The sequence below is a fragment of the Streptomyces sp. NPDC012794 genome, assembly GCF_042901085.1.
Lineage (GTDB): Bacteria > Actinomycetota > Actinomycetes > Streptomycetales > Streptomycetaceae > Streptomyces.
Map to the genome: position 1 here is coordinate 1 of NZ_JBIBCI010000040.1, position 15,807 is coordinate 15,807.

The 15,807-nt window shown below is 73.1% G+C and carries 13 protein-coding genes and 1 pseudogene; 8 read left to right on the plus strand and 6 right to left on the minus strand.

The annotated features are described in order from the left end of the window. Window positions 1-114: 114 nt before the first annotated feature. Window positions 115-858 (minus strand): 2OG-Fe dioxygenase family protein, encoded by a 744-nt coding sequence (locus tag ACFY7H_RS33520; RefSeq protein WP_388946330.1) that lies wholly within the window; start codon window positions 856-858, stop codon window positions 115-117. Between the two features lie 140 nt (window positions 859-998). On the opposite strand from ACFY7H_RS33520, the gene ACFY7H_RS33525 reads away from it, so the two are divergent. Genes ACFY7H_RS33525 through ACFY7H_RS33545 form a run of 5 tightly spaced genes read left to right on the plus strand, consistent with a single transcriptional unit; the run spans window position 999 to window position 8,270 of the window. Next, entirely contained in the window at window positions 999-1,295 is a 297-nt protein-coding gene (locus ACFY7H_RS33525; RefSeq protein WP_362473016.1) for an acyl carrier protein, read from the plus strand. 14 nt (window positions 1,296-1,309) lie between these two features. Beyond that, the gene (locus ACFY7H_RS33530; RefSeq protein WP_388946333.1) at window positions 1,310-5,323 is read left to right on the plus strand and encodes a type I polyketide synthase; all 4,014 of its coding nucleotides are present in this window, start codon (window positions 1,310-1,312) and stop codon (window positions 5,321-5,323) included. A 47-nt stretch (window positions 5,324-5,370) separates the two neighbouring features. After that, window positions 5,371-6,975: a long-chain-fatty-acid--CoA ligase gene (locus tag ACFY7H_RS33535; protein WP_388946336.1), complete on the plus strand. Its 1,605-nt coding sequence runs from the start codon at window positions 5,371-5,373 to the stop codon at window positions 6,973-6,975. Window positions 6,976-6,981: 6 nt separating this feature from the next. Next, window positions 6,982-7,770 (plus strand): thioesterase II family protein, encoded by a 789-nt coding sequence (locus ACFY7H_RS33540; protein WP_388946339.1) that lies wholly within the window; start codon window positions 6,982-6,984, stop codon window positions 7,768-7,770. Window positions 7,771-7,808: 38 nt separating this feature from the next. After that, window positions 7,809-8,270 (plus strand): nuclear transport factor 2 family protein, encoded by a 462-nt coding sequence (locus ACFY7H_RS33545; protein WP_388946341.1) that lies wholly within the window; start codon window positions 7,809-7,811, stop codon window positions 8,268-8,270. Between the two features lie 76 nt (window positions 8,271-8,346). Here the strand turns inward: ACFY7H_RS33545 and ACFY7H_RS33550 are convergent, their stop codons facing one another. Then, a complete protein-coding gene (locus ACFY7H_RS33550; protein WP_388946343.1) occupies window positions 8,347-8,946 on the minus strand; it encodes a TetR/AcrR family transcriptional regulator in 600 nt (199 codons plus the stop codon). Between the two features lie 157 nt (window positions 8,947-9,103). On the opposite strand from ACFY7H_RS33550, the gene ACFY7H_RS33555 reads away from it, so the two are divergent. The 3 genes from ACFY7H_RS33555 to ACFY7H_RS33565 all read left to right on the plus strand — a co-directional run bounded on the left by ACFY7H_RS33555 (window position 9,104) and on the right by ACFY7H_RS33565 (window position 12,436). Continuing rightward, window positions 9,104-10,522: an MFS transporter gene (locus ACFY7H_RS33555; protein WP_388946346.1), complete on the plus strand. Its 1,419-nt coding sequence runs from the start codon at window positions 9,104-9,106 to the stop codon at window positions 10,520-10,522. A 360-nt stretch (window positions 10,523-10,882) separates the two neighbouring features. Continuing rightward, entirely contained in the window at window positions 10,883-11,662 is a 780-nt protein-coding gene (locus ACFY7H_RS33560) for a BTAD domain-containing putative transcriptional regulator (RefSeq protein ID WP_388946348.1), read from the plus strand. A 3-nt stretch (window positions 11,663-11,665) separates the two neighbouring features. Further along, complete coding sequence (locus tag ACFY7H_RS33565) at window positions 11,666-12,436, plus strand: sirohydrochlorin chelatase (protein WP_388946352.1); 771 nt, start codon at window positions 11,666-11,668, stop codon at window positions 12,434-12,436. Window positions 12,437-12,465: 29 nt separating this feature from the next. On the opposite strand, the gene ACFY7H_RS33570 is transcribed toward ACFY7H_RS33565, so the two are convergent. From ACFY7H_RS33570 to ACFY7H_RS33585, 4 genes and pseudogenes are all read right to left on the minus strand, one after another. Beyond that, entirely contained in the window at window positions 12,466-13,338 is an 873-nt protein-coding gene (locus ACFY7H_RS33570; RefSeq protein ID WP_388946354.1) for an ABC transporter permease, read from the minus strand. Then, complete coding sequence (locus ACFY7H_RS33575; RefSeq protein WP_388946357.1) at window positions 13,325-14,137, minus strand: ABC transporter ATP-binding protein; 813 nt, start codon at window positions 14,135-14,137, stop codon at window positions 13,325-13,327. Before ACFY7H_RS33575 ends, ACFY7H_RS33570 begins: the two co-directional genes overlap by 14 nt. Window positions 14,138-14,143: 6 nt before the next feature. Continuing rightward, complete coding sequence (locus ACFY7H_RS33580) at window positions 14,144-15,256, minus strand: aliphatic sulfonate ABC transporter substrate-binding protein (RefSeq protein ID WP_388946359.1); 1,113 nt, start codon at window positions 15,254-15,256, stop codon at window positions 14,144-14,146. A 2-nt stretch (window positions 15,257-15,258) separates the two neighbouring features. After that, window positions 15,259-15,807: pseudogene (locus tag ACFY7H_RS33585) on the minus strand (hypothetical protein); the annotation flags it as partial.

The window sequence follows — 15,807 nt, forward strand, 5'->3', positions numbered from 1 at the left end:
GACGCCGTCTCCGAGGTGAAACGGTCACCCGTCAGCTGCATACCGTCACCCGAGTCACCCGCGAAACGGATGATCACCCGGTCGACACGGCGGATCTGGGTACGCGTCACCATGTCAGCCCGCGTCCCGCTCTTCGCGGCGCAGCTCCGGCTCGTGCTTGTAGCCCAGGATCAGCACGTCCCGGACCGCCGCCTTCCCCGGGTCGACGGGGTGGATCGGGCGGACGGCGTGGAGGATCTGCGCGTCGGCCCAGAACATGGTGTCCATCTGCTCGGTCAGGCAGAACTCGGCCACGAGGTCCTTGTCCAGGCTGTAGACCTGGGACTCGCCGCCGCGGGCGTTGAAGCGGCCCATCAGGTGGATCGCGCCGAAGTCGACCTCGTCGCGGTGCGGGCCCTCCGGGGTGGGCTCCCCCGTCTCGTTGGGGGTGCTGATGATCCGGAACTGGTGGCACTGGACGTCCCAGGGGTCGTCCAGCCAGGACTCCTCGGGCACGGGGAACTTCTCGAAGTCGGTGCGCAGGAGCCGGGTCAGCAGCGGGTTGTCCAGGGTGGTGCGGCTCAGCGGCGCCACGTCGCGGTCGATGCCGCCGGCGTAGTCGTTGGCGTTCATCGACTGGAAGTAGGGGCGGTGCGGGCGCAGCCGGACCTCTCCGGTGCGGGGCACGAAGAAGAAGCGGTCGTAGCGGCGCTCGCGGAAGCGGGAGCCGCCCTTCAGGTACTGGTCCGTCTCCAGGTGCTCCCATTCGGCGGCCAATTCCTTGACGTGCTGCCGCAATTCGGCGTCGATGACGAGCCGGTCGGCCGGCAGCAACGAATATCCGTTGGCCCGCAGTTCTTCCCGTGCTTCGGTCTGCATGATTGGCTCCTCCACGCCGGATCTCACGCACTGCTGCTCCACCGAGGCTCCCACAGGCCTGCTGACGGTGAACTGACGGAGCCGGCTAGTCAGGAGGGCGTCAGCCGACCGTCACGAGCGCTGTGCTTCACTCGGCCGGTATGACGGATCAATTGGTGGCCTCACCCCGGTCGGAACGCCGGACGGTTCTGGAAGAAATCGTCGTGGCGGAATTCAAGACGGCGCTGCTCATGCCCGATGACGAAGAGCTGCCCCTGGAGGACAGTTTCTTCGAGCTCGGCATGACGTCCTTGCTGCTCACCATGGTCAAGCAGCGGCTGGAGGAGCGGCTGGGGCGGGGCATCAGCAGTACGGCCCTGTTCAACCAGCCCACCGTCGAGCGGCTGACCGACTATCTGGCCTCGGACGTCCTGGCCGATATCTTCGAAGCGAATTGAGAGGGGCGGCCGCCATGCCCGGGACTCCGGAAGAGCGCGATGTACGGGAAAGGCTCGAAGCCGCGGAGGAAACGGTCCGCAGGCAGGAAAAGGAACTCGGTCGGTTCCTTTCGGAGAGGCACGAGCCGATCGCCGTGGTCGGTATCGGAATGCGCCTGCCCGGCGGAAACAATTCCATTGACGAGCTGGAAGCCTTTTTGCGGGAGGGCCGTTCCGGAATCGGTCCGCTGCCGCGCGACCGCTGGGTTCCGGAGGTGGCCGACGGTTCGATCACCGCGGTCGCGGGCGGTTTTCTCGACCGTATAGACGAGTTCGACGCGCAGTTCTTCAACATCCCGCCCAAGGACGCTCCTTTCATCGATCCCGCGCAGCGGCTGCTGATGGAGACGGTGTGGCAGGCCCTGGAGGACGCCGGCATCGACCCGGCCGGGCTCCGGCACGGTGACGGCGGCGTCTACGTGGGTGCCTCGCCGCTGGACTTCGCGCTGGAACTGGAGGGCCTCTCGGACGAGCAGCTCGACGGGAGCCTGACGACCGGGCTGGGCGCGTACTCCCTGTCGGGGCGGCTCTCGTACTTCCTGGGCTGGCGCGGTCCGAGCCTGACGACCGACACCGCGTGCGCGGCCTCCCTGACCGCCCTGCACCTGGCGGTGGAGGGGCTGCGGCGCCGGGAGTGCGGGATCGCGCTGTGCGCAGGGGTCAACACCCTGCACAGCCCGCGCTCGTACGTGATCCTCTCGCACGCCCAGATGCTGGCCCCGGACGGGCACTGCAAGACCTTCGACGAGAGCGCGGACGGCTACGCGCGCGCCGAGGGCTGCGGGGCGCTGGTGCTCAAGCGGCTCTCCGACGCGCTGGCGGACGGGGACCGGGTGCTGGCGCTCGTACGCGGAACCGCGATCGGGCAGGACGGCGAGAGCGCGGGCCTGAGCGCGCCCAACGGCACGGCGCAGGAGGCCGTGATGCGGGCGGCGCTGGCGGACGCGCGGCTGGAGCCGGGCGACATCCAGTACGTGGAGGCGCACGGGACGGGGACCCCGCTGGGCGACCCGATCGAGATGGGTTCGGTCAACGGGGTGTTCGGTGCGTCGCGCGACAAGGGGGACCCGCTGGTCATCGGCTCGCTGAAGGCCAACATCGGGCACATGGAGCCGGCGGCCGGGCTGGGCGCGGTCATCAAGGTGATCACGCAGATGCGTGCGGGTGCCTTCTTCCCGCACGTGTGGCGGAACCTGTCCGGGCGGATCCCGTGGGAGACCTACCCGATCGAGGTGGCGGCCGAGGAGCGGGAGTGGAAGGCGCCCGTGCGCCGGGCCACGGTCAACGGCTTCGGGGTCGCCGGGGCCATCGCGGTGGCGGTGCTGGAGGAGCCCCCGGCGGCGGAGGCCGAAGGCGCGGTCGTGGAGGAGCCCCCGGCGGCGGGCGCGGCGGCGCCGGCGGCCCCGGAGCGGGAGGAGCGCGGGCACGTGTTCACCCTGTCGGCCAAGTCGCGGCCGGCGCTGCGGCTCCAGGCCGAGCGGTACGCCCGTTTCCTCGCCGGGCATCCGGACACCGGCCTCGCCGACCTGTGCCGCACCCGTGCCACGGGCCGCTCCCACTTCCGCCACCGGGTGGCGGCGGCGGTGGCGTCGACCGGTGAGCTGGCCGCCCACCTGGAGCGGTGGAGCGCGCCGCCGAGCGGGGAGGACAAGCCCGACGCGTTCCGCAAGACGGCCTTCCTGTTCACCGGCTCCGGTTCGCAGTACGTGGGCATGGGGCGGGCCCTGTACGGCCGCCACCGCGTGTTCACCCGGTACGTCGACAAGTGCGACGCGCTCTTCGCCCCGCTGCTGGGGCGTTCCGTGGCGGCGGTGATGTTCGGCGAGGCGCCGGACGCCGAGGAGACCCTGGCCCGTACGTCCTTCACGCACGCGGCGCTGTTCACCCTGGAGTACGCGCTGGCGCGGCTGTGGCTGTCGTGGGGGGTGCGGCCGAGCGTGCTGATCGGGCACAGCGTCGGTGAGATCGTCGCGGCGACGGTGGCCGGGCTGTTCACCCTCGCGGACGGGGTCGCGTTCCTCGCGGCGCGCTCCCGGCTGATCGAGTCGGTGCGCGCGCCGGGGTCGATGGCGGCGGTGTCGGCGCCCGTGGAGGAGGTGCGGCCGCTGCTGGAGAAGTGGCCCGGGCTGGCCGTCGCGGCGGTCAACGCCCCGCAGCAGTGCGTGGTCTCCGGCGCGGCCGGGGCGCTGGCGCGGGCGGTGGAGGAGCTGCGGGCGGCGGGCCGGACGGTGACGGAGCTGCACGTGAACGCGGCGTTCCACTCGCCGCTGATGGCGGAGGTGTCCGAGCCGCTGGCCGAGGTGCTGCGCGGGATCGCCTTCCACGAGCCGCGGCTGCCGGTCGTGTCGAACCTGACGGGGCGGATCGCGGATCCCCGGGAGCTGGCGACGCCCGGGTACTGGGTGCGCCACGTCAACGAGACGGTCGAGTTCGCGGCCGGGGTGCGCACCATCGCGGAGCGCGGCCGGCACGTGTTCCTGGAGGTGGGGCCGTCCTCGGCGCTGACCTCGCTGGCCCGGCGGGGGGTGCCGCAGGAGCAGCACCGCTGGCTGAGCAGTCTGCGTGCGAAGGACACCTCGGGAGCGGCCCTGGACGCCGCGCTGGCGGGCGCGTACGCGGCGGGGCTGAACATCGACTGGGCCGCGGTGCACGCCGGCGGGCCCGGGCGGCGGATCGCGCTGCCGGGGTACGCCTTCGACCGGCGCGGCTACCGGCTCCCGGCCCGTCCCGCCGGGCGCGGGGCGGCCGACGGCGGGCATCCGCTGCTGGGCCGCGAGACCGGGCGGGGCGGGCCGGGGCGGGAGTTCAGGGCGCGGATCAGCGCCGCGCAGCCCGCGTACCTCGCGGACCACACCATCGGCGGCCAGGCCTTCCTGCCCGCTTCGGCCTATCTGGAGCTGCTGCTGGCGGTGCAGGACGAGGTGCACGGGGACACCGGCCGGGCGGTGGAGGACGTCCGCTTCCACGAGGCGCTGTTCCTGTCGGACCGTCCGGTGCTGCTGCTGACCCGGGTGCTGCCCGCCCCGGACGGGCGCCTGGCGGTGGAGGTCTCCAGCCGGGCCCCCGACGAGCCCGGGGCCGCCGAGCGGATCCACGCCACCGCCTCCGTCGCCGCCGACGCGGACTACGCGGGCAGCGGTCTGGCGGGTCCGGGCCGGACCCTGCTGGCGCTGGCCGGGGCCCTCGCCGACGACGAGCCCTCACGGGTGCTGGACGGCGAGGAGGTGAGGGCCGCGTACGCCGGGGCCGGGCTGGAGTACGGGCCGCAGTTCCTGCGGGCCCGCCGGGTGGCGGCGTACGGCCCGGACTTCGCGGTGACGGAGCTGTCGGGCCGGGACCTGTCCCGGGCCGAGCTGCTGCCGCCGCCGCTGCTGGACGGGGCGACGCACGGGCTGGCGGCGCTCGCCGACGACGGGCACCGGTACGTGGCCACGAGCGTGGGCCGGCTGCGCGCCTTCAAGAAGCCGCGCGGGGAGGTGCTGCGCTCCGCGGCCCGGGTCACGCGCGCCGAGGACGCCGGGGCGGCCGGCCCGGCGTTCACCCTGGACGTGCTGCTGCTGGAGGAGGACGGCCGGCCGGTGATGGAGCTGTCCGGGATGGGCTTCAGCCGGCTGCCGGACCGCCCGGTGGAGGCGGCGGCCGCCGAGCGGACGGCGCGGGCGGCCGCCTCTGCCGCGCCGGTGGACGTGGAGGTGCTGGCGGCGGCCGCGCCCGGGGAGCGGCGGTCGGCGCTGGTCGCCCTGGTCCGCGCGACGGTGGCGGCGCTGCTGGCGATCGACGACCCGGAGTACGTCGACACCCGGGCCGGGTTCCTGGAGCTCGGCGTGGACTCGCTGACGGCGATCGTGCTGAAGAACCGGCTCCAGACGCGGCTCGGGATCCCGCTCGTCTCCTCGGTGGTCTTCGACCACCCGTCGGTGGAGGAGCTCGCCGAGCAGCTGTCCGTCCGGCTGGCCGCCGGTCCGGTGCCGGCCGCGCCGGCCGCCTGAACCCCCGCCCCCGCCCCGACCCTTCGAACCACGAACAAGGGAAACCCATGGACAACCGTACGGAGGACCGGACCCTCGCCGCCCGCGCGGCGCTGCACGCCCGGACCCGGCCCGACCAGCCCGCGGTGATCTGCGAGGACCGCGCGCTGACCTTCGCCGAACTGCACCGGGAGAGCAACCGGACCGCGCACGCGCTGCTGGCCGCGGGCCTGGCGCCCGGGGCGCGGGTCGGCTATCTGGGCCGGGAGTCGGAGCACTACTACGACCTGGCGCTGGGCTGCGCGAAGGCGGGCGTGGTGCTGGTGCCGGTGAACTCGCGGCTGACGCTCGGCGAGGTCGAGCACATCCTGCGCGACTCGCAGGCGGAGCTGCTCTTCGTGGAGCGGGAGTTCCGTCCGCTGGTGGACGAGCTGCGGGCGGTGCTGCCGCAGTTGCGGCAGGTCGTCGAGGCGGACTCCGACCGCCATGTGGCGGGCGGCTTCCTCGACTGGAAGGCGGGCGGACCGGACTCCGATCCGCCGGCGGCCGGCGGGGCCGGCTTCGACGACGCGGTCGCGCAGCTGTACACGAGCGGGACGACCGGGCTGCCGAAGGGAGTGGTGCTGGCGCAGCGGACGTTCTTCACCTTCATCGCCGACACCCGGGCGGCCGGGGTGGACTGGATCGACTGGCGGCCCGAGGACCGGGGGCTGAGCTGCTTCCCGGGGCTGCACACCGCCGGCTTCGGCTGGTTCATGCACTCCTTCAACGCCGGTGCCACCACGGTGGTCATGCGGCAGTTCATCGCCGACGAGGCGACCCGGCTCATCGAGCGGCACGCGGTCACCACCCTGTGGGCGGCGCCCGCGATGCTGCGGATGATGCTGGCGGAGCGGGGCACCACCCGCGACACCTTCAAGACGCTGCGCAAGGTGGTCTACAGCGGTTCGCCGATCGACCGCGAGCTACTGCTGACCTGCATCGACGTACTCGACTGCGAGCTGGCGCAGGGCTACTCCTCGGCGGAGGCGGGCAGTTTCCTGACCGTTCTGCCGCCGGGGGACCACACCGCGGACAGCCGGGTGCTCGGCTCGGCGGGCCGGGCCGTGCCCGGTGTCGGGCTGCGGATCCTGGACCGGGAGGGCCGCGAGCTGCCGGCCGGTGAGGTCGGGCGGGTGGTGGTCCGCAGCCCCGCACGTTTCCTGGGGTACTGGCGGCTGCCGGAGGTGACCGCCCGGGCGCTGTCGGGCGAGGGCGGCGAGTGGCTGTCGATGGGCGACATGGGCCGTCTCGACGCCGACGGCTACCTGTTCCTCGCCGACCGGGTCAACGACACCGTCATCGTGGCCGGCCAGAACATCTATCCCACGGAGGTCGAGAACGCGCTGCGGGCCCACCCGGCGGTGGCGGAGGTCTGCGTGTACGGAGTCCCGCACCCCGATTGGGGTGAGGCCGTACGGGCCGCGGTGGTGCTGCGCGAGGGTGCCGCGGCGACGCCCCGGGAGTTCCTGCGGTTCCTGAACGGCAGGATCGCCGGGTTCAAGATCCCCACGGGGTACGACATCGTCGGGGCGCTGCCGCGCAATCCCACCGGGAAGGTGCTGCGGCGGGTGCTGCGGGAGCGGTTCGCCGAGGCCGGGGCCGCCTCCCCCGCGCCCGTGCCCGCGGGTTAGACCGCCGTGGACGCCGTACGGGGTCCCCTGCCGCCGGGACCGCTGCCGCAGGTGCAGGGCGCGTCGCGGTGGCTGCATCCGGCCGACGCCGAACCGGACGCGGAGCTGCGGCTGTTCCTGCTGCACCACAGCGGGGGCGGCGCGTCGATGTACCGCGCGTGGCCGGGGTGGCTGCCCGGGTCGGTGGCCTGCCGGGCGGTGCAGCTGCCCGGGCGTCAGGAGCGGCGGCGCGAGGCTCCGTACACGCGGCTCGGTCCGCTGGTGGAGGCCCTGGCCCGGGTGGTGTCGGACGAGATGGACGAGCGCCCGTACGCGGTGTTCGGGCACTCGATGGGCGCGCTGCTGGGCTACCGGCTGACGGTGGAGACCGAGCGGCGGGGCCTGCCCGCGCCGGTGCTCCTGGCCGTGTCGGGGTGGGCCCCGCGGGGGTTCTCGGCGCCGGCGGCGCTGACCTCGGACCCGCTGGAGGCGCTGCGGCTGCTGGGCGGTCTGCCGGAGGCGGTCGCCGGGGATCCGGAGCTGCTGGCGGGGGCGGTCCGCGCGATGGGCGCGGACGGCGCGGTCTGCGCCGACTTCTCGGACGACGGGGCGGCCGTGGGCTGTCCCGTCGTCGCCTACTCCGGGCGTGAGGATCCCCTCCTCGCGCCCGGCGCCATGCGGTCGTGGGCCGGGCGGACCCCGGAGTTCCTGGGGTGCCGGACCTTCCCCGGGGACCACTTCTACCTGAGCGCCCACGCCCGCGCGATCACGGCCGACCTGGCCCAGCTGCTGCCGCGGTACGCCGCGGGGTGCTGAGCGGGCGGCGTTCCAGAGGAACCCGGAGGTACCCCGTCATGCTGCCCCGACCCAACGAACTCCTCGCGCGCTACGTGGCGTTGTGGAACGAGAAGGACGAGAGGCGCAGGCGCGACATGGTGTACGGCCTGTACGCGCCGGACTGCGTCTACGTCTTCTACCGCAAGGATCCGATCCGGGGGCACGCGGCGCTCCTGGACCAGCTGGCCTACACGCACGAGGTGTACGGCCCGATGGGCTACGAGTTCCGGTCCTCGCACAACGCGACCGGCCACCACGACGTCGTCCGGTTCAACTGGGTGATGGTCTCGGCGGCCTCGGGCGAGATGGAGATGTCCGGCCAGGACATCGTCGTGCTCGCCGAGGACGGTCGAATTCAAGCCGACTACCAGTTCCACGACAGGATGCCGCAGTCGTTCACCTACAACGACGGTTACGAGGAGCACGGGGTGGCGGTACGGCACGCCCGGCCGACCCGTACCGGCGCCGGCGGCCCCTGAGGTGGAGCGTCCGCGGACGCACTCCGGCCCCGCGGCATTCCGGTGCCGCGGGGCCGGGCGCGGGGCGGGCGGGCCGTCAGAGGGTGGCGCCCGCCAGGGCGTTGGGCACGTGCTGGCGCAGGACCAGCTCGGTGGCGGCCAGGGCCATGCGGGCGGGGCCGTCCTCGCCGAGGACCTCGCCGTTGGCCAGCGTGCCGCCGACGATGAGCATCAGGGTGTCGGCGAGGGCGTCGGGGTCCTCCGCGCCGGCCTGGGCGCCGCGGTCGCGGAACCAGTTGCGCAGGCCCTTGAGGTGCAGCTTCGCCTCCTGGCGGCCCGGGTGGGAGGGCTCGCGGAACTCGCTGGAGGTGTTGTAGTAGATGCAGCCGTGGAAGTCGGGCTCCCGGACGCTGGCGTGGAAGAACTCCATCAGCGCGAGGATCTGCCGGGCCGGGTCACCGGGGTAGGGCGCGGTGACCTCTTCGGCCTGCTCCCACCACTGCGCGTCGCTCTCGCGCAGCCAGGCCGCGATCAGTTCGTCCTTGCTGGCGAACTCGCGGTAGAGGAGGCTCTTGCCCACTCCGGTCGCGTCGATCACCTGCTGCATGCCGACGGCCCGGACCCCCTGCTCACCGAAGAGTTTGGCCGAGGCTTCCAGGATCCGCCGCCTCGTGCCTGGTGCCGGTGTGCGCGCCATGTCTCAACTCCTTCGCCTCTCCCCCGCGGTTCCCAGCATACGTTTGACACAGGGGTTTGTGAGCGCTAGAAATGGACCGATCAGTCCAGGACTGATCGGTCCGTCATTCTTTCGTAGAGCTCACCGCTTCCGACGACACTCCGATCGGAGTCTGATCATGACCGAGGCATCCCCGACCTCTCCTCCCATCGCACGGGTGGTACCGCCCGCCCCCGCGGTCAAGAGCCTTCCCCTGCTGCTCCTGGTCGTGTGCGCGGTGCAGTTCCTCGACGCGATGGACATCGCGAGCATGGGACCGGCCCTCCCCCTGGTCCAGGCGGACCTGGGGATGTCGACCTCCGCACTCCAGTGGGTCGTCTCGGCGTACGCGCTGGGCTTCGGCGGCTTCCTGCTCCTGGGCGGCCGGCTGGCCGACCTCTACAACCGCAAGAAGCTGCTGATCGGCTGGCTGGTGGTCTTCGTCGTCGCCAGTGTGCTCGGCGGCATCGCCGACGACGGCGTGGTCCTGGTCGTCGCCCGGCTGCTCAAGGGCGTCAGCGCCGGCATCACCGCACCGGCCGCCATGGCGATCCTGCTCGACGCCTTCCGTGACGAGCAGTCACGCAACCGTGCCCTCGGCACCTTCCTGGCCGTGGCCTCGGCCGGTTACTCCCTCGGCCTGATCCTCGGCGGCCTGATGGCGGGCGTCTCCTGGCGGCTCGTCCTGTTCGCCCCGGCCGTGGCCGGCCTCCTGGTCGCCCTGCTCGCCGCCTCGGTGGTCCCCTCGCAGCAGGAGAAGGGCAAGAGCGGCAGCCTCGACATCCTCGGCGCGGTCACGGTGACGGCGGGCGCGGTGGCGCTCGTCTACGGACTCAGCCGGGCCGCCAGCGACGGCTGGGGCGACGCTCAGACCATCGGCTCGCTGATCGCCGCCGCCGTCCTCTTCCCGCTGTTCGTCCTCGTCGAGAGCCGGCACCCGGCCCCGCTGGTGCCCCTGTCGGTCTTCCGCAAGGGCCAGCTGACCCGGTCCCTGATCGCCATGCTCTTCTTCGGCGCCTACGTCTCCTTCCAGTTCGTACTGACCCTCTACTACCAGGAGCAGCTGGGCTGGACCCCGCTCGAGGCCGGCCTCGCCTTCCTGCTCGGCGGCGTGCTGACCGCGGGCACCGCCCGCTACGGCGCCGCGCTGGTCACCAAGTACGGTGCCTGGCCCGTCGCGACCGGCGGCCTGGTCCTGCTGAGCATCGGCTACCTCGGCTGGGTCCTGCTGATGGGCCAGGTCGACCCGCTGGTCACGCTGTTCGCGCAGCAGCTCCTCGGCGGCCTCGGCTTCGCCGCCGTCTACCCGGCGCTGAACATCGCCGCCGTCGGCACGGCCGCGCCGGACGAGCAGGGCCTGGTCTCGGGCCTGTTCAACGCCGGCGCGCAGATCGGCAACGGCGTGGTCATCGCGATCACCGCCACCGTCTTCTCGCTCAGCGCCGGCGGGATCGCGCCCTACCGGGCCGGCCTGTGGACCGTCACCGCCATCACCCTCGGCGTGACCCTCGTGGCCCTGGCGGGCGCCGCCCGCTACCGCCAGAAGGCCAACGCCTGACCGGAGGGGGGAGCCGCCGCGGCGGCTCCCCCCTCCCCCCCGATCGGCCGTGCAGCACGTCCGGCGCACCCATTGGATCCCCCGCATCCGGTGCCGGACGTGTTGCACGGCCTTGTCGCGTTTGCCCCCCGGCGCGGCATTCCCACGGATGCGCGGGCTTCATTGACATGCTCCCACCTGAGCAAGTACGGTCGGGACCGATCGGTCCACTAGGAATTCAGAGCACCACGAGCACGCCATCGGCATTCCTTCAGGACCGAATCGCACGACCGGCACAAGCACGCACACGACACCGTTCTCTTTCCATCTCGCGGGGAGATGTTTGTGTTGCTGTTCTCAGTCCTAGGCTCCATAGAGATAATGAAACAGAGAGTCGCCGTCAGGCTCGGCGGCGCCATGCAGCAGACGCTCCTGGCGACGCTGCTCGCGGCCGGCGGATCCCTCGTCACGGTCGACTCCCTCATCCTCGAACTGTGGGGGACCACACCCCCCAACAAGGTCGAGAACGCCCTCCAGGCGCAGGTCAGCAGGGTCCGCAGGACCCTGGCCGCGGTGGAGCCCGAACGGGAGGGCTCGCGGGTGGTGACGAGCACCTCCGGCTACCAGTTCCTCTTCGACCGGTGGGAACTCGACGCCTACCTGTTCCTCGACACGGTGGACGCGGTCCACGCGCGCTCCGGAACGGACACCCTCTCCGGCCACCGCCAGAACATCGCCGATCTTCGTGAGGGATTATCCCGGTGGCGCGGCCCGGTATTCGGCGGACTGGCCGGAGGACCGATCTGCCGCACCGCCTCCACCCGATATCTGGAGGCCCGTAATTCCGCACTCATTCTGCTTTACGATCTAGAACTCCGAACCGGCGGCCACGAACGGATTCTCCCGGAGCTCACCGAGCTGTACTCGCGCAACCCGAACCACGAGCAGTTCTGCATGCTGCTCATGCGCGCCCTGTACCGCTGCGGGCGGCAGCTCGACGCGCTGACCGTCTACCGCCAGTGCCGGCACAACATGATCGAGTCGCAGGGCATCGAGCCCTCCCCCGTCCTCAGCCAGTACGAGCGGGCGATCCTCACCCACGACCCGATGCTGCTCCAGGACGAGCCCTACTGGCCCGTGCCGGCCCTCGTCGGGGGCTAGACCGTGCCGTCCGGAGGGGGCGGGGGCCCGGAGACGGGCGGCTTCCTGCTGCTGGTCGCACACGGCAGCCGCGACCCGCGGCACGCGCGGACGGTCCGCGCGCTCACCCGGCGGATCCGGTCGACGAGGCCCGGACTGCCCGTCGGCACGGCCTTCCTGGACTTCGACCCGCCCTCCGTGCCGGGCGCGCTGGAGCGCCTGGCCCGCCACGGCGCCCGGAGGGTCGTGGTGCAGCCGCTGCTGCTCACCCACGCCTTCCACGCGGCGGTCGACCTGCCCGGCCTCCTGCGCCAGGCCCCGCCGTCACTGGCCGTGCGCCAGGCACCGGTACTGGGCCCCGACCCGCTGCTGACCGCCGCGCTGGAACGCCGGCTGTACGAGGCCGGCGTCGGCCCGGGGGCCCGTGCGGCCACCGCCGTGGTCCTCGCGGCCGCCGGCACCACCGACCCGGAGGCGGCCGCCGCGTTCGCCGGGGCCGCCCGGCGGTGGCAGCGCACCGGATGGCGGGCCGTACGGCCCGCGTCCGCCTCCGGCGGCGCCTTCCCCCGCACCGGGGACGCCGTACGGGCGCTGCGCGCCGAGGGCGCGCGGCGGATCGCGGTGGCCCCGTACGTCCTGGCACCGGGCCGGCTCCCGGACCGCATCGCGGCGGGCGCCGCCGAAGCCGGGGCGGACCACCTGGGCGCCGTGCTCGGCGCCGCTCCCGAACTGGCGCGGCTCGTACTGCTCCGGTACGACGCCGCCCGCGCGCGGGCCCTCGCCCCGGCGGGCTGACCCGGGCCCGGCCGCTCCGGGGCGGGGCGTCATCCGCGCAGGCCTCGGCGGCGCAGCATCCGGCGCTCCGCCGGGGCGAAGACGAGCAGTTCGACGGCGATGCCGACCAGCAGGATCAGGATGATGGCCAGGAAGATCCGGGCCATGTCGGAGGTCTCGCGTCCCGCTTCCAGCAACTGGCCGAGGCCCAGGCCGAGGTCGGGGGAGCTGGCGATGATCTCGGCGGCCATCAGGGAGCGCCAGGAGAAGGCCCAGCCCTGCTTGAGGCCGGCCAGATAGCCCGGCAGGGCGGCCGGCATGACCACGTACCGGGCGCCGCGCAGGCCGGTGGCGCCGAGCGAGCGGCCGGCCCGCAGGAACAGCGGCGGGACCTGGTCGATGCCGGAGACCAGGCCGTTGGCGATGGAAGGGGTGGCCCCGAGCAGGATCACGGCGTACATCATCGAGTCGTCCAGGCCCAGCCAGAGCACCGCCGGCGGCACCCAGGCCACCGACGGCAGGGACTGCAGGCCGGACAGGACCGGACCGACGGCGGCGCGGACGGACTTCACCCGGGCCACGACCAGACCGAGCGGGGTGCCGATGGCCAGGGCCAGCAGGAAACCGGACAGGCCGCGCCAGACGCTGGTCCACACGACGTCGAAGAGGGTGCCCCGGAACCACAGGTCGGCCAGGCTGTCCCAGACCGCGGACGGCGGCGGCAGCATGTAGTCGTCGGTGATCCGGGCCGCGGCGAGGACCTGCCACGCCGTCAGCACCAGGACCACGGCCGTGAGCGGGGGCAGGGCCTTGGCCAGGAGCACCCGGCGCAGCGGGGTGCGGGATCCTGGGCGGGTTTCGAGCGCGTCCAGCCCGGCCAGCTCGTTGGCGGCGGTCCGGGGCCTGAGGTCAGTGCCGGCCATGGCGGCGGATCTCCCCTCGCAGGTGTTCGGTGATCTCCAGGGACAGGTCGGCGACGGCCGCGTCCTCGATGCGGCGCGGCTGGTCCAGGCCCACGGCCCATTCGCGGGCGACGCGGCCGGGGCGGGAGGAGAGGAGGACGACGCGCTGGGCGAGGCGGACGGCCTCGCGGACGTTGTGGGTGACGAAGAGGACCGACAGGCCCCCCGCGGCGGAGCCGTTCGCGTTCGCGTCCGCCCAGATGCGGGTGAGTTCGCCGTGCAGGACGTCGCGGGTGATGGCGTCGAGGGCCGCGAAGGGCTCGTCCATCAGCAGCAGCCGGCTGTCCTGGGCGAGGGCGCGGGCCAGGGCGACGCGCTGGCGCATGCCGCCGGAGAGCTCGTGGACGCGCTTGCCGTACGCGCCGCCGAGGCGGACCAGCTCCAGCAGCCGCTCGGCCTCGGGTCTGCGGTCGGCCTTGGCCACCCCCCGCAGCCGCAGGGCCAGTTCGATGTTCCTGCCCGCGGTGAGCCAGGGGAAGAGGGCGTGGTCCTGGAACATCAGGGCGGCACGGCCCTCGGTGGCGATGGTCCCGGTGGTCGGGGAGTCGAGGCCGGCGACCAGGTTGAGCAGGGTGGACTTGCCGCAGCCGGAGGCGCCGAGGAGGGTGACGAACTCGCCGGGAGCCACGTCCAGGCTGATGTCGTCCAGCACCACCTGGGGGCCGGCGGGGCCGGGGAAGGACTTCGACACGTGCTCGATGCGGACGGCCCGCCGGGCCGTGGTGGTGCCGTGCTCCGCGTTGATGAGGGCGGTCGCCATCGCGGGTCACCTCCCTTGGTCGTCGGTGCCCAGACCCGCGTGGTCGACGGTGGGCTTGCGCAGGGAACCGAGGACCCCGTTCAGCGGCCCGAGGTCGTAGATGCCGTTCAGGTCGGGCTCCTCCAGCAGGCCCGCCGCGACCGCGTGGTCGGACTGGGTCTTCAGGGTGGTGGCGAGCGGGTCGTCGGTGAAATGGATCCCCGGCCAGGCCGCGTCGACGACCCCGGGCTCCAGTTCCTTGCCGGTGAGGGTCTTCAGGGCGGCGTTGGCCGAGGCCTTGGCCTCGTCCCGGTGGGAGTTGATCCACTCGTTGGTCTTCACCGTGCCGCGCAGTACGGCCTCGACCACGTCCCGGTGCTCCCTGAGGAACTTCTGCGACACGACGACGTTCGTGATCACGAACTGCCCGCCGGGCCACAGGTCCCGCTCGTCGAGCAGGACGGCGGCGCCCTCGGCGACGAGCTTGGACGCGGTGGGCTCCGGCACCCAGGCGCCGTCGACGGCGCCGGAGCGGTAGGCGTCCGGGGTGATGGTGTTGTCGGTGCGCAGGACGGAGACGTCGCCCTTGCCGCCGGCCGCGTCGACCTTCCAGCCGCGTGCGGCGATCCAGTTGAGGAAGGCCACGTCCTGGGTGTTGCCGAGCTGCGGGGTGGCGATCCTCTTGCCCTTGAGGTCGTCCAGGGACTTGATCTTCGCCGGGTTCACCACGAGCCTGACGCCGCCGGAGGCCGCGCCGGAGACGATCCTCAGGTTCCGGCCCTTGGAGCGGACGTAGCCGTTGACGGCGGGCGAGGGGCCGATGAAGCCGATGTCGACGGAGCCGGCGTTCAGGGCCTCGATCTCGGCGGGGCCGGCCTTGAAGGTGGTGGTCTTCAGGGCGGTCCCGCCCAGCTCCCGCTGGATCAGGCCCTCCCGTACGCCGACCAGGGCGGTGGCGTGGGTGAGGTTGGGGAAGTAGCCCAGGGTCACGGAGCCGGCGGAGAGCTTCCGGCCCGTCGCCGCGGCCGGGGCGGCGTCCGGTACCTGGACGGCCCGGGATCCGTATCCGCAGGCGGAGAGGGCGGCGGCGAGCAGCAGTGCGAGGGCGGCGGCGGGGCCGGGGCGGCGCGGTGGGGGCATCGTCAGAGGGTCCGTTCGTGCTCGGTGAAGGCCTCGCCCGCCATGCCCGCGGTCAGGGTGGTTCCGTCGGCCGGGTCGATGAGGAGGAAGGAGCCGGTGCGGCGCGAGTCGGCGTACGCGTCGAGGGCGAGCGGCTCGCCGGTGCGGACGACGACCCGGCCGATGTCGTTGGCGGCCAGCCGGCCGGGGTCGGGGTGCTGGGACAGGTCGTCGAGGGTCAGCCGGGAGGGGATCTCCCTGACGATCGCCTTGACCGTGCGGGTGGTGTGCTTGAGCAGGACGCGCTGGCCGACCGTGAGGGGCCGGTCGGCGACGTGGCACACGGTGGCGACGACGTCCTGGGTGGCGGGCGGGGCGGTCCCGGCGGGGGCGATGAGGTCGCCCCGGGAGACGTCGACGTCGTCCGCCAGGCGGAGGGTGACGGACTGCGGGGCGCGGGCGCTCGGGACGGGGGTTCCGAGGGCGTCGATGCCTTCGATGACCGAGGTGCGGCCGGAGGGCAGCACGGTGACGGCCTCGCCGACGCGCAGGACGCCGGAGGCGATCTGGCC